At 33.9% G+C, this 20,195-nt stretch carries 14 protein-coding genes and 1 pseudogene; 8 read left to right on the top strand and 7 right to left on the bottom strand.

Annotated features, from left to right (window positions below):
- The first annotated feature begins 5 nt into the window (after positions 1-5).
- The 6 genes and pseudogenes from EJB00_RS00430 (at position 6) to EJB00_RS06265 (ending at position 9,111) form a co-directional block, all read left to right on the top strand.
- Positions 6-869: a hypothetical protein gene (locus EJB00_RS00430; RefSeq protein WP_015588015.1), complete on the top strand. Its 864-nt coding sequence runs from the start codon at positions 6-8 to the stop codon at positions 867-869.
- Positions 870-920: 51 nt separating this feature from the next.
- Complete coding sequence (locus tag EJB00_RS00425; RefSeq protein WP_015588016.1) at positions 921-2,123, top strand: KAP family P-loop NTPase fold protein; 1,203 nt, start codon at positions 921-923, stop codon at positions 2,121-2,123.
- 158 nt (positions 2,124-2,281) lie between these two features.
- On the top strand, positions 2,282-4,186 hold the full coding sequence (gene htpG / locus EJB00_RS00420) for a molecular chaperone HtpG (RefSeq protein ID WP_015588017.1): 1,905 nt from the start codon (positions 2,282-2,284) through the stop codon (positions 4,184-4,186).
- Between the two features lie 39 nt (positions 4,187-4,225).
- Positions 4,226-6,879 (top strand): annotated as a pseudogene (locus tag EJB00_RS00415) (ankyrin repeat domain-containing protein); the annotation flags it as partial.
- A gap of 27 nt (positions 6,880-6,906) precedes the next feature.
- Positions 6,907-7,503, top strand: coding sequence for a TomO hydrophobic C-terminal domain-containing protein (locus EJB00_RS06680; protein ID WP_422664683.1), 597 nt, complete (start codon positions 6,907-6,909; stop codon positions 7,501-7,503).
- A gap of 150 nt (positions 7,504-7,653) precedes the next feature.
- Positions 7,654-9,111 (top strand): ankyrin repeat domain-containing protein, encoded by a 1,458-nt coding sequence (locus EJB00_RS06265; RefSeq protein ID WP_015588020.1) that lies wholly within the window; start codon positions 7,654-7,656, stop codon positions 9,109-9,111.
- On the opposite strand, the gene EJB00_RS06185 is transcribed toward EJB00_RS06265, so the two are convergent.
- From EJB00_RS06185 to EJB00_RS06260, 4 genes are all read right to left on the bottom strand, one after another.
- Positions 9,082-9,225, bottom strand: a complete 144-nt coding sequence (locus EJB00_RS06185; RefSeq protein ID WP_167470137.1) for a hypothetical protein — start codon at positions 9,223-9,225, stop codon at positions 9,082-9,084. The genes EJB00_RS06265 and EJB00_RS06185 overlap by 30 nt on opposite strands.
- Positions 9,222-10,769, bottom strand: coding sequence for a group II intron reverse transcriptase/maturase (ltrA, locus tag EJB00_RS00400; protein ID WP_135352711.1), 1,548 nt, complete (start codon positions 10,767-10,769; stop codon positions 9,222-9,224). The genes EJB00_RS06185 and ltrA overlap by 4 nt, the downstream gene beginning before the upstream one ends.
- Before the next feature lie 687 nt (positions 10,770-11,456).
- Positions 11,457-12,530: an AI-2E family transporter gene (locus EJB00_RS00385; RefSeq protein WP_135352779.1), complete on the bottom strand. Its 1,074-nt coding sequence runs from the start codon at positions 12,528-12,530 to the stop codon at positions 11,457-11,459.
- Positions 12,531-12,579: 49 nt separating this feature from the next.
- Positions 12,580-13,470, bottom strand: coding sequence for an alpha/beta hydrolase family protein (locus EJB00_RS06260; protein ID WP_225416328.1), 891 nt, complete (start codon positions 13,468-13,470; stop codon positions 12,580-12,582).
- Between the two features lie 102 nt (positions 13,471-13,572).
- On the opposite strand from EJB00_RS06260, the gene ispD reads away from it, so the two are divergent.
- Positions 13,573-14,778 carry a 2-C-methyl-D-erythritol 4-phosphate cytidylyltransferase gene (gene ispD, locus EJB00_RS00375; RefSeq protein WP_015588128.1) on the top strand — a complete coding sequence of 402 codons (1,206 nt, stop codon included), beginning with the start codon at positions 13,573-13,575 and terminating at the stop codon, positions 14,776-14,778.
- An 84-nt stretch (positions 14,779-14,862) separates the two neighbouring features.
- Here ispD and EJB00_RS00370 read toward each other — a convergent pair whose 3' ends face one another.
- The 3 genes from EJB00_RS00370 to EJB00_RS00360 form a co-directional block, all read right to left on the bottom strand.
- Positions 14,863-15,729, bottom strand: coding sequence for a ParB/RepB/Spo0J family partition protein (locus EJB00_RS00370; protein ID WP_015588129.1), 867 nt, complete (start codon positions 15,727-15,729; stop codon positions 14,863-14,865).
- Positions 15,726-16,568, bottom strand: a complete 843-nt coding sequence (locus tag EJB00_RS00365; protein WP_135352778.1) for a ParA family protein — start codon at positions 16,566-16,568, stop codon at positions 15,726-15,728. The genes EJB00_RS00370 and EJB00_RS00365 overlap by 4 nt, the downstream gene beginning before the upstream one ends.
- 86 nt (positions 16,569-16,654) lie before the next feature.
- Positions 16,655-19,135, bottom strand: coding sequence for a response regulator (locus EJB00_RS00360; RefSeq protein WP_135352777.1), 2,481 nt, complete (start codon positions 19,133-19,135; stop codon positions 16,655-16,657).
- Between the two features lie 159 nt (positions 19,136-19,294).
- Between EJB00_RS00360 and hemF the strand changes: the two genes are divergently transcribed.
- On the top strand, positions 19,295-20,119 hold the full coding sequence (hemF, locus tag EJB00_RS00355; RefSeq protein ID WP_015588132.1) for an oxygen-dependent coproporphyrinogen oxidase: 825 nt from the start codon (positions 19,295-19,297) through the stop codon (positions 20,117-20,119).
- Positions 20,120-20,195: the final 76 nt, after the last annotated feature.

The raw sequence follows: 20,195 nt of genomic DNA, 5'->3' as shown, positions 1-20,195 counted from the left end.
CAGTTGTGTTAACTTTTTTATTAGATGGAGTATATAATACTTATAATTGGTTAATCAAAAAATTAAGATCAATCGCTCTTGATTTCATTGCGCTATTTAACAAAGAATACGCAGATAGTAAACGAATTGGATATATAATAGAAGATCATCTGGTTAAAAAAGATCTGATAAATATTGAGCCTGAACTTGAAATCAAATATGAACTAAAAAGAGATCTGATGAATATTGAACCTAAATTTAAAATCAAATATGACCCATATATCACAAAAATAGATTCTTCAAAAATGTTTAAAGTAATGGAACAAGAGCATAGATCTATTGAAAATCTGAAAAATGTGATTCGAGTAAGAATTGATGATCTAGTTGGACGCGGGTTTAGCTATTCTTATGGTAGTGGAAGAGATCCTGTTTTTTATGCAATGAATCAGGCACATGAAATAAAGGGAATAACAAAAGATACGGACTTTGTTCTTCTTTTGTGGCTAATGTATGTTCATGTGCCTATAGATGAACATGGAGAACTATTAAAGGATCTTGTAAGGAATCACTCCGGTAATAGAGCTGAGATGATAGAAAAGTTATATCTACTTCAAGAAGAAGGTAAATTATCAATAAACAATCGTGAAAGTCTAGATTGGATAATTAAAATATCTCCACTTATAGAGAAGGAGTATATTTCAAATGGAAAATTTCCTGTTATGCAAATGGTAAGTTCCGGCAATATAGATGATTTAGAAAAAAGGTTAAAAAAAGATATAGAAGGAAGGGTGAAAGAATTAACCGGCATAGATATTCAATATAGTCCCGAAAGCAGCTTGAAGAACCTTTCCATTCATGCAGTGATAGAAAATTATGGGTTATTTAAGTAAATGAATTCTTAACTTATAAAATACTATAGTAAAATATAGCATAAGGATCTTATGTGCTTTAAAAAACTTATATCATTAGTAAGATTCAGAAAAAAAGAAGAGGAGCAATTGCCAAAGGTAATAATTTGGGAGAATGATTGCTTAGGCTATAAACAAGTTGCAAGTAAATTTAGTTCTATAATCAAGACAATTGGTAAGTCTTTTTCTATTGTATCCTTAGAAGGATATGATAAATGGGGTAAGACGTTTTTTTTGAAAGAATGGGTAAAGGATCTAGAGCAGCAAAATGAAATTGCAGCTTATTACAGCGCATGGGATATTAGTGCTATAGATCAACCATTGCCTTCTTTTTTACATTTCCTGTTTGAGGATCTATTTGCATCATACGAAGTAAAAAGAAGTGTTATACAGCAATTTAAAAACATAAACCAAGAACTATTTTCTCTCAATACATTAGGAAAGCTAATCAGTAAATCTCCACTCGCTATGCTTTCAGTATTTCTCGATGCTGCAAAAGAGGCTGATAAGAAAGACATAGGTTTTGTCTTGGGTGAATTAAATCTTCTCCAAAGGAGAAAAGAGAACATTAGAGATTTTAAAATACAACTAGCAGATGTGGTTAACAAAATCAGAAAAGGTAAAAACATTTATATAATGGTTGATGATCTTGATGTATGCCGCCCTAAATTCATTGTTGATTTTTTAGAATCGATAAAGTACATGCTTGATGTAGAAGGATTGGTTTTCATTATCTCTGTTAGTCAAGATAAAAGTAACGTGCAAAGAGCAATCAGCACAATACTTGGACCAAATTTCAGCCTAAAATCTTTTACTGATCTTTCTTTGCACTTACCAAAACAGCCAATAGAGAAATTTACAAGAAAGCTGTTTCAAAATATTGAATTGCCGAAAAAATCAAAGAGCTTAATTATAGATAGCTTTATATTTTATGCAGAAAGCTTCTCATTATCATTGCAGGCAATAGAATACTGCGTAAAGAAAATAAAGCTATGTTATGCGAAAGCTGATCCAAATTTATTTACATTTTTAGTAATACTACAGTCAGTAAACACTAATTTGTATGAGGAATTATATTCATCACCTCAGAAAGCACTGGAGAAGATTGAGAGCGCTTTGATTCTAAACGATCAGGAAGAATGGGAAAAGCTTAAAACTTCTCTTGAGACTACTTTTACAGAAAAAGAATCAAAGACTCACAAATCTTTGAAGCAAATAAGAGATATTATATTCTAGCACTTTCTTTTTAATTTGCATGACACAATGGTTGTGCTTATTCCAGTTTAGCATTGGAACCATAAGCTGGCTCACATAAATTTTAGCATACATGACCTTGAAAGATCGCGTTGCAATACTTAAATTATTAGAATAGTAAGCTAATAATGGAGCTCAAAATGCACAACATACAAGAAACTGAAAGTTTAAAATTTGACGCTGAAGTAGGCAAAGTACTAAATATAGTAATTCATTCACTTTATACCAATAAGGATATTTTCTTGCGTGAGTTAATATCAAATGCATCAGATGCATGTGATAAATTGCGCTATGAATCACAATTAAATGCTGATTTATTAGATTCAAGTGATGAGTTGAAGATTACTATTAGCTCCAGTAAAGATAAGAATGAGCTGTATATAACCGACAATGGAATTGGAATGAACAGGCAAGATTTAATAGATAATCTTGGCACGATTGCAAGTTCTGGTACGCAAAAATTCTTGAATGCAATTAAGAATAATAAAGATTCGAGTCAAGCTGTAGAGCTGATTGGAAAGTTTGGTGTTGGTTTTTATTCAAGCTTCATGGTTGCTTCAGAAGTTATAGTAGAATCAAGGAAAGCCGGAGAAGAAGAGTCTTGGGTATGGAAATCTAAAGGAGATGGAGAATATTCAATCAGCAAATTAGATGGTCAAATCTCTCATGGCACAAAAATTACGCTCATCATGCGTCCTGAAGAAAGCGAATTTTTAGACAAATTCCGTATTGAAAACATTGTTACTACTTACTCTGACCACATAAATTTTCCCGTTGAGTTTGTAAATGAAGAGGGAAAAAGTGAAAAATTAAACAGCAAAGCTGCAATTTGGATTAAGCCAAAAAATGACGTTACTCAAGAAGAGCACAACGACTTCTTCCGCGGTGTTGCGCATGTAGGTGGTGAGCCTTGGATGATACTGCATAATAAAAATGAAGGTGCAATAGAATATACGAATTTGCTTTATGTTCCTTCTATCAAGCCTTATGATTTGTTTCATCCAGATAGACGCTGCTCTGTAAAGTTATATGTCAATAAAGTATTTATTACTGAAGATAATGTACAAATTATACCACAATACCTGCGTTTCTTGAAAGGTGTGGTTGATTCACCAGATTTACCTCTCAACATCAGCAGAGAAACACTGCAGAATAATCGCGTTGTTGAGCAGATTAGGAAATCCCTAACTAAACGCGCAGTATCAGAGCTCGGCAAAAAAGCAAAAGATAATTTAGAGGAATACACAAAATTCTGGGGCAATTTTGGTGCGGTGTTAAAAGAAGGTCTTTGCGAAGCTATGCCAACTGATGAAAGAGAAGCATTGCTTTCCATTTGCAGATTTCATAGCACCAGTGATGATAAGCTAGTCAGTATTGATGATTATATAAGCAGAATGAAGCCTGAACAGGAACATATCTACTATCTCACAGGAAATAGTCTCGATTCAGTAAAAAACAGTCCACAACTTGAAGGATTCGTCAGCAAAGGATTGGAAGTGCTTCTATTTGTTGATCCAGTTGATGATTTCTGGACTAGCGTGATTCATGAATATAAAGATCAAAAATTTAAGTCCGTGACCCGTGCTGATGTTGATTTAGAAAAATTCTCTTCAGAAGAAGGTAAGAAAGATGAAGAAAATAAATCAGATGAAAACAAAAGCGAAGAAAACGCGGATTCTATACTCGAATACTTCACCAAAGTTCTTGGAAGCTTAGTAAAAAGTGTAAAGATCTCTAAGAAATTAACCGACAGTCCTGTGTGTCTAGCAGTTGATGAAGGAACTATGGATCTTCGTATGGAGCGTTTTTTACGTGAACAGAAGCAGCTAAATTACCGCACGCCAAAAGTACTTGAAATTAACATTAAGCATCCTTTGATAAGAAACATAATGGAATCTCACGCTGAAAATGGTGAAAATCCAACACTTGGAGATATGATTTATTTATTGTTCTATCAAGCTTGTATAGTGGAAGGTGAAGAGATGGAAGACGTAAGTCTGTTTGCTAAAAGACTCAATAATTTGCTTGGCAAAATTTCTGTTTAATGCTATAATGAACTTAGCTAATGGTCAGGCGGGTAAATCATGGGTGGTTGGAATTTACTTGGTGGGCTCATGCCGCCAACAACAAATCATGCAGAAGAAAAAGAGCGTCGCCATTCCAGAGATTCAGGTGCTGAAGAAGAATTCGAAATTTTAGAACAAGAAGAAATTAAGGAGCATCGTCATTCTGGAGATTCAGGCAATTGTTCAGAGGTTGAGGAAGGACAAAATACTAACAGAGCAATTGAATTGGAATTTCAGCTAACACAATCTTTGCTAAGTCAAGTAAAGGCAAGTGAGAATAATAGGAATGCAAATTCTGGCAAGCAAGCACAACTTGATCTAGAAAGAATGGATTTTGCAATTAATGGGCAAACAATAAGTAAAGAGTATGTGCGCGAGTTATATTATCAGCACAACTACTTAATTTTAAATGAAAATTATCGCACATTTGCTAAACAAGTTTTCACAGGAATGTTTAAATATGCTGAAGCAGAAGTTCCAAATGATAATATACTAGAAGAATTAATTACTAATTGCAATCAGGCTGGTTATGAATTTGCAATGTATAGCCACATTCATCCTATATTTAGTCAACATAGTCTAGTACCAACAATCCCTAAAAAAATAATAAGTCTTTATTGTAATAGTGCAGAATCTGTCAATGTTGAGTATAGTGATACTATAGTTATAAAAAATTCAGATCGACTAGAACAATATGAATCTGATAGTAAGCTAGAGTTTACGCTTAAATCTCAGGATGGTAAAGTAGAGTATGAAAATGGTAAAGTAACACTTATCATTCCTGAACAATTAGAGAATTACAAAGCTGATGGCAAAAGTTTGTTAGATGAAATAAATAGGCATTTCGAAGATGAGGATAATAGAATTACAGAGACTCTTGAGAAAAATATGAATGAAGGACCTAAGTCATTTTCTGCTGAAGATTTGTCTATTACTGAAAGTTCACCTGATAATAGTGAAGTAACAACTAGAGCAGTGGCTGATCCAGGCATTTTGGGTAACATTGTAAATGTATTTATAGGTGCTGCAGAAATTGGTACAGGAATAGCAACGGAATTATTGTGGCCTCAAGATCAAATTCGTGTAGAGCCAAGACGTAATGAGGAAGAATTTACTATTATTCCTAAAAATTTAACCTTTGATGAATTGACAGATGTTATAAATAAAGCAAAAAATTATGGTGATTATGCAGATTTAGATAAAACTATAAATAATATAGAGGAAAGCGATAGATTTATTACTGATTTGAATTGTGGTAATTTGAAGGATTTTTGCTCTCAACAGCTTAATTTGACTGATCATACGCACAATGTGCTGTTGAATAATAGTTATGATGAAACAAATGGTTATTATAATTATTCAGTAAAAGAGCTTTCACTACTAGCCATTGCAGCTAATGATACGCTTGTGGAAAGATATGCAAAAACGCATAAAAGTATATTATTTACGCAAGATGAAGGTCTCGATAGGCTACTTATTGGTGTTGGTGGACAGCGCTATACTAAGCTTTTATTAGAAGATTTGGAAAAAAATCGAAGTACTATTCTACCTTGGAATAGCATATGTGAAAAACTTCGAAGGGCGTTGTCTATTCGTAATCAAGAATGCGTGAAAGCGGTATTAGATAAATTTAAAGATACTGAAGCCAGGTCTAGAGTTTCTGATATGTCAGAAAAATTTTTGCACTATGCTATACAACAAGATTTTATAGATGTAGCAAAGACTATTATTAATCATAAAATTGCTGATATTAATAGTATAGACAATTCAGGGCATGCACCTTTGCATTGGGCTGTGGCACGTAATAATTTAGAATTAATGGGCTTGCTTATTGGAAATGGCGCTGAAATTGATATTCAAGATGAGAGGCATGGCAGAACAGCTTTACATTGGGCTGCTTACCATGATAAATTTGAAATAGTAAAATTACTTGTAAACAAGGGAGCTGATTGGAACATTCAAGATAGAGATGGCAAAACAGCTTTAGATCTGGTAGGAACGAAAAGTTTATATTTTGTGAGGGAAGAAAACAGGGAAAAATCTTCTAGTGAATCAAAAATCACAAAATTTCTTGAAGGTTTAGATGATAAAACACCTTTGCATTTAAATATTAAAAAAGTCCAGAATCCAAAAATATTGATAATCAACGGCCACAAAGGAGTATTGTTGATAAAGAAGAAAATATTATGAATAATAAAAAGGTTTCAATAGAAGAAACTATAGATAATAATAATTATAGGAGGGGTAAAATGCCTAAAAATATAGAAGAGAAATTGTCTAATGCTATCTTCGCTCTTAATTATGAAGAAGTAATGTCTTTAGTGGAAAAGGTAAGGAAAGAGGACGATAGTGTAGACACAAAGCAAATCTTGAATAAAGCCTTAGAAGACGCTAATAAGACGGAAGTTGGTAAGAAAGATAAACTATCTCAAAGCAAGCTCGCAAAAATTAAAATATTTCTTGAAAAAGAGTTCGAGCATGTTGCTGCATTATCAGTGAGTGGTAATATAGCTGCTACTGCAAGTAGCCAAGAAATTCCTGTAGTGGAGCGTAAAGAAAGCGAGCCGGATTCACCATCACTGAATTCTGAAGATGATGATTTTTCTAAACTTGAAAGTGAAGATTCTGCTAGAATTTCTTCAGATCCTCCTTCGTTTGATATTATTTCTGAAACAGAAGTACCTGAAACTGCAGCAGAAATGCCTTCAATGGTCACTGAGGAAAAGTCTGATGATCTAAATGACGAAAAAGATAATCAGAATTTGACAATACCTACAGCTGTAGATGAGGGTATATCGCCTATTCCCGAAAGTCAATGTGGTACTGCACACAATGAAGAAGATTTTACTGTTCCATCTCAATCATCATCATTAGGTTTTGCAAATGAAAGTGTTAATACCGTAATATCAATTGATAATAACAGAGAAAAGCAAACTTCTAATAAACCCGCCAAGTGTGTAGAACAAGTTGCTAACGAAAATATACAACTAAAATCAGTAGCTAATAAGCAAGCTAGTAATAGCAACAAAATTTACACAAAAGAGAATAGCGTTAAATGGCCTACTGTGGCTACATGGATGTTTGCAGTAACTGGAATACTTGCATTAGCTGCTGCACCAGCTGCATATTTTGCTCTCGGTACTAGTCTGCTAGTAGCAGGAGTATCAGCAGGTATTGGAGCTTTCTGTATAGTTGCTGCTATAGCTGTACATTATTATAATAAGGCACCTTCAGGTCCACTTAAAGGACCAGATGTTGAGGAGATTGTTCGTAACGCTGCTGTAGGAGCAAGTTAAGAAATAGTAGTCTATCATTCAATAATTTATTATAATTGTATTGATTATTAATAGATAAGAACTTGGTAGACTACGAAGAGATGCTTGCTAAGTTGACAAAATTGCCATTTAATGCTACACTTAGCTTAGCTACTAATTAGGAAGAAAAACATGTTAGGTTCAGATTTTGTATCACAGAAATCAAACAAAATTTTAAAGAAATCAGATTCTAGGGATTCTGGCACTGAAGAAGGGTTTGAAATTTTAGAACGAGAGGAAAAAGGGCGCCGTCGTTCTGAGGATTCAGGTAATGAAAGTCAAGAGGAATCTGGCGTTAATAATTCTGATACTAAATCTAGTGCAGTAACTACGTTAGAATTTCAGCTAACACAATCTCTGCTGGGTCAAGTAAAGGCAAATGAGAATAATGAAGATGTAAAGTCTGGTAACACAGCTTATCAAGACCTATATAGAACGGATTTTTTTGTAATCAATGATCGCACTATAGATAATAATTTCATTAAAGGGTTATATGATAAATATAATGAGGGAGATGATAAACGTCTGTTTGCAAAGTATGTTTTTACGGAAATTTTTAAACATGCTAAAGCAGAAGTTCCAAATGACTATATATTGGAAGAGTTAATTACTAGTTGCAATCAGGCTGGGTATGATGGCTCTTTGTTAATGCAGCTCTCTCCTATATTCTTTAAGCATAAACTAAGCTTGCCTCATGCCAACGATAGAAAGATAAGTATTGTATATAATAGCCAAGGTTCTCTCAATATTCAGTATTGTCCAAGTATGCCTGTTAGAGAACTTGATACGAATAAGGAAATATGCAGGGTTGATACTATTTTAGAGTTCACACTTAAATCTCAGGATAGTAAGGTAGAGTATGGAAACGGTAAAGTAACACTTATCATTCCTGAAGAATTAAAAGCTTATAGAGAAAGTTTACTAGACAATATTAATGAATATTTCACAGATTATGATAATAATGGATTTACTCCCTTACAAGTTGCAGCGCAAGAAGGTGATGTCGAACTTGGCAGGCATTTACTAGAATGTGGTGCAAATATCGAGATAAAATCAAAGACAAAAGCAGATGGTAACACCGCACTTCATTTAGCTGCTAGGAATGGTCATAAAGATTTTGTGAAGCTTTTACTTGATAGCGGTGCAAATGTTAATTCAGTAAGCAGTACAGGCAGCGGAGTAACTCCTTTACATGAAGCAGCATATAAAGAACATTCAGATGTTGCAGAATTGCTAATAGAGCGTGGTGCAACAGTTGATGCTAAAGATCGGCATAACTTTACTCCTTTGATGTATGCTTCTGCAGAAGGTAATTTGGAGATGGTGAGATTACTTTTACAAAACAATGCAGATCTTTATTTACAGGATAATAATGGTGAAACTGCATTGCATAGCGCTGCTTATAATGGTCATTATGATACAGCTTTTATTTTAATAAGGGCGGCAAAAGATAAAGAAAAGTATGTTAATACGCAAAGTAGATATACTGGTACTGCATTACATGTTATAGCTTATAATCGAGAAATAAATGAAGGGCATAAAAAATCTGCAAAATTGCTACTAGACAATGGTGCAAGCCCGGTCAGGTAAGGAAGCAGTATTACTACTACCCCCTCCCTTAGAAACGCAGCATGCAGGTTTCCCCACACTACGCTTGAGCCCCTTATCTAAGTTCTTCTTTTCTAGAACCGGCTTGTCCTTCATGATTCCTCAGGAAACATCATTCTTAATGGTGACACCAACAGTAGAGAACCTTCTCTTGAGAAAGAGCTTGCTAACATTCTTGTTCGTTTCACTCTCTCATCAAAATACTTTTTCCATTTTAAGTCAAGGGGATTTGCATCCGCTCTGATTTTAACATGTCGTCTGATAGGTATATCAATCAGCTTAAGCAGTCTTAAATACCGTATCTCTTTTGGTTTGTTCTTGCATATGGGTGCAGCAAAGACCCATTGGCGTTGACCCATTACTTTGAAGTAACGATTCTTTATCCAACGTAATCCTTTACGAGGATGTCTTTTTTTTGCCCATTTCCATAAACTATGCCAAATTTCATTGTCGATCTTTCTAAACGCTTTTTTAGCACACACATGGTGATAGTAATTTCCCCATCCTCTCAGTAGAGAGTTGAGTGACTTAATTACTATAGCCTGAGTGTTCGCTATATTTGCTTTTATCAATGTACGTGCTTTATTAAGAAGTCTTTTAATACTTTCTTTCGAAGGTTTAATAATTAACTTCTTATTATATCTACGTACATTACAACCAAGAAAGTCAAACCCTGTTGTGATAGATGTAATCTTTGTCTTCTCTTCTGAAAGAATTAAACCTTGCTCATGAAGAAAAGATGATACTAAAGGCTTAACTTCATTTTCCAGTACTTCATGTGTGAAACCTGAAATAATAAAGTCGTCTGCGTATCTGATTACGTTCACTCCACTTCTGATTTTGTTTCTTCTTCTACTGCCGAGTTTACCAAATCGACTTTCCAATAACTTTTCAAGTCCGTTTAAGGCTAAATTGGCTAGTATTGGAGAAATTATACCACCTTGCGGGGTACCTGCAGTTGTGGGATACAGAGTTTTCGATTCTAGGAAGCCAGCTTTTAACCAACTATGCAGAATTTTCTTCTCCATAGGAATATGCTTCATAAGCCATTCATGATTAATGTTGTCAAAGCATCCTTTGATATCACCTTCAAGTATCCATTGTAGTTGATTACGACTTGCCAGTAACAAATGACAAGCTACTGTAGCATCTGCACAGGATCTTTTAGGCCTAAAGCCATAGGAGTGACGATCACTGATTGTTTCAGCTATCGGTTCCAGAGCAAACAGATATAATGCTTGCATGGCTCTATCTTTTATCGATGGTATTCCAAGAGGTCTTCTTTTGCCATTAGATTTACTGATATAAATCCGTTTTAGCGGAGAAGGTTTATATCCTCTTTGCTTTAACTGCTTTATTCCTTGAAATTTAGCATTGCAAGTTGACCATAATTGACGATCTACACCCGCTGTGTTTTTTCCTTGGTTTTCAGTTACTCTCTTAACAGCCAAAGCTTTTCCGCTAAAAGAGCGTGTGAGAAGATGTTGTAAAGCTTTTACCTTACCCCATCTTCCTTTTTGGACAGCCTTAACAATACGTCTTTGTAGCCTCACAATAACTTTCTGGCATTTCTTCCATGGCAACTGCTTCCATGCTTCAAAGCTTTCGGTAGATGCACTTACAGGTTTACTTGTAATCATCTGCTTTCCTACCTTAAGTGGTTAACAAAGTTTCTTGTCACGAGGGAACAAACGGAAGTCTGCTCGTTCACGCGAATTAATGTTACAAATTCTATCCATTTCGTTACAAAATGGCATTCGCTTTCTCCATTCTCCTTTACCTGCACTTCCATCAGCATTCCTTGCGGTTTGCTTGCCATGTAGGCGAAAATACAGGCTTACCCTGTTCCTTCTGTCATACAACAGTGGGTTAGGTGACTTCTCTATACCGGTGGAGTTATTATTTGCGTACATCTAGAAATGAGAAATGTAACTTATCCACATTACCTTTTTGGTTAGAGCTTATCAGCATCTTTAGCTCCTTCATAATTACGATACTTTGAAGTTTCACTTACGTTCACCATACCACTAGCCTAGCTCTCCAACCACATGATGCTTGTAGTTTATGCTCCTCTCACGATTGAGCATCTTCTTTTTCAAGAGGAGGTTCATTGTCCGCATCGCTTGGCACCAACCGGTTGCCCGATTCGCACTGATGCGTAGACTCAGATGGCAAAACATCTGGTTTAATAAGTTTTAGAATCCTTTCAGTTTCTTTCTGGAGGAATTCCTCTCCTTTTAAACAATATGACCGAAGACTTTCAGGTCGCACCATTTAGAAAATGTATCAGAGATCCTTTTTCTTTTTATCGTGAACTAAAAGGTTCATTAGCCATTTTTATAAAGCTCACTTTCAAAATATTTATTAACTGTATATTCTACTAACACACTGAACATTGCTATTATTGGAATAAAAAATAATATACCTATAAACCCAAAATATGAGGTGCATATGACAACTCCCAAAATAATGATAGTTGGATGTATATGAACTTTTTTTCCTATTAATAAAGGCACTAATATGCTTGAGTCTATTAATTGACCAACACTAAATAACAGCAAGACAGCAGCACTTTCAAACCATCCACTAAATTGAGTAATGGCGCTCAAAAATCCGATAATAGTGTATAATAATGGCCCTATATAGGGTATAAATGTTAATGTTCCTGATAAAATTCCAATAGCTACAGAATGCTTCAGCCCAATTATGCTAAGGCCCACGGAGTAAAAGATCATCATAACTATACATACGTTTAGCTGTCCCTTTAGGTAATTAGATATAATGAAATCTACTTTGGAAAAATAACCTGCAGCTTTTTCTCTGTAGAGAATGGGAATTAGTTTACTAACCTTTTCTACAATTGAAGGCCAATCACGTAATACATAAAAAAACACCATAAGCGTAATAGCTATTAATGATACCATGTAAATCAAACTAAAGCTTGAACTTAGCACTTGAATTATAAGATTACTGCCCATGCTAAGAGCATTTATAAAATAAGATATATAATCACTGTAATTTTCTACTAGATTTTTAGACAAGTGATCAAATAAACTATCTTCAGTTTTTATATTAAGAAATTCTAGCATAGAAGGAACCACTTTAAGCTTTAATGAAGGTATCTTATTCACTAAGAAATTTAATATTAAAGTAATTTGAAAATATATAATAGGTAAAACAAATGTAATAACTAATATAAAAGCTATCAATAAGGCAAGTGTTATAAAAACTACAGAACATGAACGCGGTATTCTGTATTTTTCAAACTTGGTTACTAGAGGGTTAAACAAATGTGCAACAAAAACGGATATTAGACACGGAACAATCATAGGACGCATCAAAAATAATGCTCCTATTATAAAAAGTAGTACACAACAAATAGTTATATGACGTTTTTGCATATGTCTAACATAGTCGATTTACCAAAAAATATACAGTTTTTTGTAAATACTATCTATTCATTGTTTTATTAAGTATTAGATCAGCTAAATTTTCATCCAATTCCCAACCAGATAAAACTCCGTTGTGCGGGTCATATTCAAAGCTTTTCAAATTAACGATTTTGGTCAAATTCATATTTAATGATTGATTATCTTCTAGTCCTTTTGCTAATTGTGCAGGATATGGTATTAAGGTGTCTCTTTCATGATTAATGACCACTATTGATATATTATTATTTTGTAGCTTTTGTATATTGCTTACTATATCAAAGTCTAAATTTAGGACCTTAAGCATTTTTTTTAACAAACAAGAGGGTAGTATGCTTAGAATTTTTGTCTGAGGAATTGGAAAATGCTTTATTGCCTTGTGAAAAGAGCTGAAAGTGCTGGTAAAAATAATACCTCCGAGTTTAATATCTCTGTCTGTAAAATATTTCAGCACTTCTGATGCAATTGCTCCTCCAAAGGAATGGCTGAGAAGTATAATGTTTTCAGGCTTCACACCATTGTCAATTAATTTACTGATTTCTTTTATTGAAGGCTGAGACAAGCTTTGATTCTTATTTATAAACGGAATCATGAGTGGTGGTACAGATAAAAAGATGCAAGTTAAAGCTGCTAAGATGGCTAAACTTGCTGTCCTAGATATCATTGGATTAGTAAGTAATATTAAAGTTGGTAATAGTATTGATGTTCCTAGAAACAAGAAACTAGCTATTGCGTAAGTTATATAGTTTTGAAATGCAATTGGGTATTTATGTGCATGAGTGTGAAAATTAGACCTATGGAGATATGTAGATCTATCTTGTATATACCTGGACGCATTTTTATAATTATCACCTATTCCATGAAAAAATATAAGATGTATCTCATTTTCTTTATTATACTTAGCAACGTGCATTATTTCCCTCTAACATATATTACACCTAGTAAAAGAATATTCCTTTTTGAGAATTAGATCAAACTTTTTTAAAATGCTAGATAACTTATATTAACACCGAAAATGGTAAGCATGCACACTAACAGACTTGAGGAATACAAGATAGCAGCATTAATAGTTGCAGCAGGAGTAGGCAGTAGATGCAATGCCAAAATCCCTAAACAGTATATAAAACTGGCAGGTAAGTCTGTTTTATTTCACACAATTAGAAAATTCTTAGCTAATCAGTACATAAGTTACATAAGAGTGGTAGTAAATGAAAGTCAAAAAGATTTCTATAAAGAAGTTACGTCATCAACTATAGATACTAAATTGCTGAGTCCAGTATGTGGAGAAAAAAGCAGGCAGAGTTCAGTTAAACTTGGACTGGAGAGTTTGCAAAAGATCAATCCAGATTTTGTTATTATACATGATGCTTGTAGGCCTTTTGTATCAAATATTCTAATAAATAACTTGATTGAATCTATGATTAATGGTCAATATACAGGAGTAGTTCCAGCAATAGAAGTCGAGGATACTATATCGTTGGTGAGTAATAATTTCGTTGAATCTACGATTTTAAGAGAAAAACTTAGAGCCATACAAACCCCTCAAATTTTTAATTTCAGAGAATTATTATCGTGCCATCAGTCAGTCAAAGAATTTACTGATGATTCATCACTAATGGTGGAGCATAAAAAACATGTTGCGATTATTGAAGGTGAGAAAAAGAATTTTAAGTTAACTACAAAAGAGGATATAAATATGGCAAAACTTCTCTTTGGAGAGCCAAAATTCCGTGTCGGAACCGGTTATGATATACATAAATTTGTTAAAATTCAAAATGATGCTAAGAGCTTTATAAAAATTTGCGGTGTGGAAATTGAGCATAATATGGCAATAGAGGCACATTCCGATGGTGATGTTGCAATACATGCAATCGTTGATGCAATACTCGGAGCACTAGGATGTGGCGATATAGGAGAACATTTTCCTCCTAATTCCTCTAAGTGGAAGGATTGCAATTCATCTCATTTTCTTGACTTTGCTGCTAAAAAAGCACAGGAAAAAGGATATAGCGTGTCTAATTTAGATATTACTATAGTTTGTGAAGAGCCTAAAATATCGCCTTACAAAGCAGGAATGAAGGAATTCATATCAAAAATATTAGAAATTAATGGTGAATTCGTAAATATCAAAGCAACCACAGCGGAAAAATTAGGTTCTATTGGAAGAAATGAGGGAATAGCAACGTATGCTTCTGTACTATTGTGTGCAAATTTTTATTGAAGGTAGAAACGAAATAACTTACTTGACAAACTCCACCATTTCACTTCCATTGCAAGGAAAGTGGGAAGGTTTGTCAAGAAATTTCTATGAGCTACTTTCGACATTAATAGCTGATTCGAGTCTTCTATTCAAAATTTTCAATATAAAATCCAATTCATTTGAGTTGTTATAACGTATCATGACTTTACCCTTAGAATTACTGTCATTAATTTTGATCTTTAAACCAAGCTGAGAAGATATAGCTCCTTCTAATGCTGCCATATCTTGATTTTTAGTACACTTATGCTCTTTTCGGTCGTTATTTTGTTGTAAGTCTTTTATCAATTTTTCAGTTTGTCTAACGCTCAGGCCCTGAGAAACTATTCTTTCTGCAATACTTTCCGCATTTTCAACATTAATCAATGCTCTTGCATGACCCATAGACAATTTTTTCTCGTTGATCATTGTTTTTACTCCATTAGGGAGTGATAGCATTCGTATCATATTGGTTATGTGACTGCGGCTTTTACCTAAAGTTGAGGCTAATTCTTCGTGTGTATAGGAGAATTCATCTATTAGTTTTCTGTACGCCTCACCTTCTTCTATTGGATTAATATCTTGCCTCTGTATATTTTCAATTATCGATACTTCTAAGCATTCCTTGTCATTTAAATCTTTTATGATAACCGGTACACTATCAAGATTTATGACCTTACTTGCTCGCCAACGACGTTCCCCTGCTACTATTTCGTAACCTTCATTATTTGGATCTTTGCGCACCACAACAGGTTGTATTATACCATTTTTCTCTATCGAACCTGCAAGTTCTTTTAATGACTCCTCATCAAAATATTTTCTCGGCTGAAATTTGCTCGGGTGTAGTAATGAAATAGGTAACCGATCTTCTTTATTATCATAATTATCGCCTATGAGGCCAGCAAGACCTCTACCTAAGCGCCTATTGTCCTTCATGCTGCACCCTCACTTATCAGCTTTTTCTCTTTACAGATGCTCATGTGTTTCTTTAAAATTTCTTTTGCCAAACTTATATATGCTTGTGCACCAGGACACTTAAGATCATATACAATAGCAGGTTTTCCATGAGAAGGTGCTTCTGATAGCCGTACATTACGTGGAATAATGGTCTCATACAAGGGGATAATAGTTTTATATACTTTATCATTTAAATATTGGCAAATATCATTTTTAATCTGCTCACTAAGTTTGTTGCGTCTGTCATACATTGTGAGCAATATTCCTTCTATTAACAGGAAAGGGTTTAGGTTATTTCTTTTTATCAGCTCTACAGTCTTAACTAAATGGCTTAATCCTTCCAGAGCGAAAAATTCACACTGAAGAGGAACAATAATCGAGTCAGCAGCGGTCAGAGCATTGATAGTAAGCAGACCAAGTGATGGAGGACAATCTATAATTATGTACTCATAATTATTACGTACTTTCTCTAGCGTATCTTTTAGTACGAATTTTCCCTGCTCAAGTTGTGATAGCTCAATTTCTGCAGCTGATAAGTCAACCACTGATGAAATCAGCGATAGATTTGGAATTTCCTTTATATTGAAAATTGCCGATTCCACCAATTCACTTCCGCTGCTCAGCAGTATTTTATATATATTTTTTTCTTCCCTGCTACGATAAGAAACCCCAAGTCCTGTACTAGCATTTCCTTGGGGGTCAAGATCTACCAGTAAAGTACTTTTTCCCACAGCAGCAAAGGCTGTTGATAAATTTATACTAGTTGTGGTTTTACCAACTCCACCCTTTTGATTTACTATTGCAATGATCTTGCTCACGCCTTTTATCTTATGTATAAAATAACTCTATTGTATATATGCAAGAAATTTTTGCATTAGAAAAATTTTTTTGTTGCCAATCATGCTCAAAGTAAACTGCCTTTTTTTGTCTTGTGTAACACACTTTGAACCTTATTTCCTAACTCATTCAGAGTAAATGGTTTGGGTAAAAAATGGAAGTCTTCTATACTGATTTCATCGCTCTTTAAAAAAGCATCCTCTGCATACCCAGAAATAAAAATAACTTTGATGTTTGGCCTATGTATCAATGTTTCTTTAACTATTTCTGGACCACTCACCTCTGGCATGATTACATCAGTGATTATTAGATCTATGTGTTGATTTTTTTTTCTAATGATCTCTAGTGCCTCGCTGCCTATACTCGCTTCTATTACATTAAATCCTTTTCTTGTAAGAGCCTTAGCAGTAAATTCCCTTACTGAATCTTCATCTTCAATTAATAAAATTATACCATTACCTTTAATCTCTACCGGTTTCTCTATTTCTTTACTATCTTCCTCTTTATCATTTTCATCCGATATGTAAACTATGGGCAAAAATATGCTGAATTTAGTTCCATGATTTACTTTGCTAGCAACATAGATGTATCCTTCGGTTTGTTTAATAATGCCATATACAGTAGAGAGGCCAAGACCTGTACCAGAAGTAATATCTTTGGTAGAAAAAAATGGATCAAATGCCTTTTCAATTATATCACTCGTCATTCCACATCCAGTATCAATCACTTCAATCACAACATAATTCCCATGTTCAATCGTTTCCTTATCTGGAGAAAACATATCCTGAGGTGTAGAATTTAATGAATCAACCTTTTGATTAAAGGTTCGTATAGTTAACTCTCCCCTCTTTTCCATAGCAGCACCAGCATTAACTGCTAAGTTAAGCATAACTTGCTCTAATTGTCCTTGGTCAGCCCTAACAGCACCCAAATCGCTACCATAATAAATATTAAATTTTATATTTTCACCTATTAATCTTTTGATCATTTCATAAAGATTAGCTATCGTACCATTTACATTAATAATCTTTGGCTGCAAAGTCTGTCTTCTTGAAAAAGCAAGCAGTTGTCTTACTAAATTTGACCCACGTTTTGCATTTTGCTGTATCTGTATTATATCTCCAAAAGATGGATCGCTAGCTGAGTGCTGGAGTAAAAGCAAATCACAAAATCCTATTATTCCGGTTAATATATTATTGAAATCATGTGCAATACCACCTGCTAACTGCCCTATAGCTTGCACCTTTTGATAATGCTCAAGTTTTATCTCTAGTTTTTTACGTTCAGTATTATCAATAAAATAACAAAGTATGAACATCACTTTATTATGAAGAAACTTATTAAAATATATTTTCATGTTATTACCGCCATTGAGCTGCACATCAAAGGACGCATTATTTATCCTATTACTTGAAAAATATTCACGCACTTTCATATGATAACCATCTGATATCAATGCAAAGATAGAACCATTATTTGACCCCGCAAGTTTTACTAATGCTATATTTTTCTTTATAAAATTGCCATTTATGTCGCATTGTGCAATAGCAATTGACGAATTTGTAAAACAAGGGTGTAGTTGATAATCAACAATATTTGATTCAGTTGGTGTTATAAAGCCGTGTATATAGCTATGATTGTATTTATCACAAAATATAGCAGTACTCATATAAGCCTTAAATGGAGCACCGCTTATAGTAAAAAACATAATTTCATTTTTGGTTATTGTATCGTCATACTTAGATTGAGATATAAAATCATTGATTGAGCTACCTTTTTCCAATTTTTTTAGTTCAAACATGTCTAAAAATCTTTTATTTACAGATAAGATACCTCCTTTTGTATTTGCAACGTAAGTTGCTATATTGTGTTTCTCTATCAACTCTTCATATACCTGCTCTTTGTTTACCTGTGTTGCCTTTAGTACAAAATACCCATTCGGTCTTGCTATTGGGGCTAATGATAAATTTAAAGTCTTATTACTATTTATAGCAATTTGTGGATTATCCGGTATTGGTTCAGAGAGCAAAAGAAAGTTAGATATTCTACTCTTCTTGTTTAAGGAAATGCATACTTTTACAGAAGTGTTATTTCTTAACGCATGATAGAGTGATTTTCTGTCTTTTTCTGAAACATCTCCTGCTTCAAGAATTTTATCTAGCGTAACATCATCGTTTATGTGATCTTTAAACCTTTCGTAGAACCTCGCATCAGCATAAATAATACCCTCATCTTTATGTAAAATGAGACAAAACTCTGTATTATGATTCAGCGCATTTGCAAATATTGCATTTTGAAACTCTATGATATTAAGTAGATACTTGTAACGTTTTATATTATATACCACAAAGAGAGTCATTAGAGTACTAGTTAATAAATTAATCTCTATATTAACATGCTGACTATATACATTAGAAAAATAGAGTACTGATATTGCTATTGGAGGTAAGAACATAATGACTGCCATCACAATAATTGACATCCCATAATTTCTTAGTATGAAGTCAACTCTGTTCTCTTTTTTGTTATCTATGTATCTTTTACTCATTATTATTGCTTGGCATCCTTGCACATATAAAAATATTCTACTATATTGATTTAATTATTATAGATTTATTAACATCCTTGATGGGTAGTTACTATCCCAATCTAATTAAGTCCTGTAAATATAGAGTACAATAATATTAATAAGCCAACAGAAGGCATTATGGAAAAACAAAAGACACAAGCATTTGAATGGTTCTGCGCACTGAGGAACAAGATCACCGAATCTTTCTTATCAATTGAGGTACAGTCATTCACAGAACCAAAAATCGAAAAAAGAAAGTGGAACCGACCAGGTGGAGGAAGTGGTGAATCTACAATTATCTTTAGTAATATTTTTGAAAAAGTTGGAGTAAACGTTTCAAGAGTATACGGAAAGCTCGCAGACTCAGCCATTAATGAAATTCCTGGTGCAAGTGAAAGCAATGGAGAGTTTTGGGCAAGCGGTATATCTTTAGTGTCTCACATGCAATCTCCCCTTATCCCTGCAGCACATATGAACACAAGGCTGATATATACCTCAAAACAATGGTTTGGTGGAGGAATGGACTTTACTCCAATTTATAAAGATGAGGGAGATTGCAAATATATTCACGAATCAATTAAAGCAACTTGCGATGAGTTCAACATCGAATATTATCCGAAATTTAAAAAGCAATGTGATGATTACTTTTTTTTACAACATAGAAAAGAGCCACGTGGTATTGGTGGAATTTTTTATGACAATCTAACTTCTGGCAACTGGAAAAATGATTTTGAGTTCACAAAAGCAGTAGGTGAAGCCTTTTTAGAAATTTACTTACACATCATACACAAACATATGCAAAAATCTTGGACAAAAGAACAACGAGAAGAACAATTGATAAAACGTGGCAGATATGTGGAGTTCAATCTTCTTTATGATCGTGGTACAAGGTTTGGTTTAATGACTAATGGTAACCCCGATGCAATTATGATGTCGATGCCGCCTCTTGTTAAGTGGGTGTGAAAAGCGGTTATTAATATAAAATAAATCGTTATAGTTTAAAATTGTACCACAATGGTGAGCTTTTATATAGAGGGGT

Origin of the sequence: Wolbachia endosymbiont of Drosophila mauritiana, assembly GCF_004795975.1 — a bacterium.
Taxonomy (GTDB): Bacteria; Pseudomonadota; Alphaproteobacteria; order Rickettsiales; family Anaplasmataceae; genus Wolbachia.
Note: the sequence above shows the minus strand (reverse complement) of the source record. Positions and strands in the feature narration are given on the sequence as shown.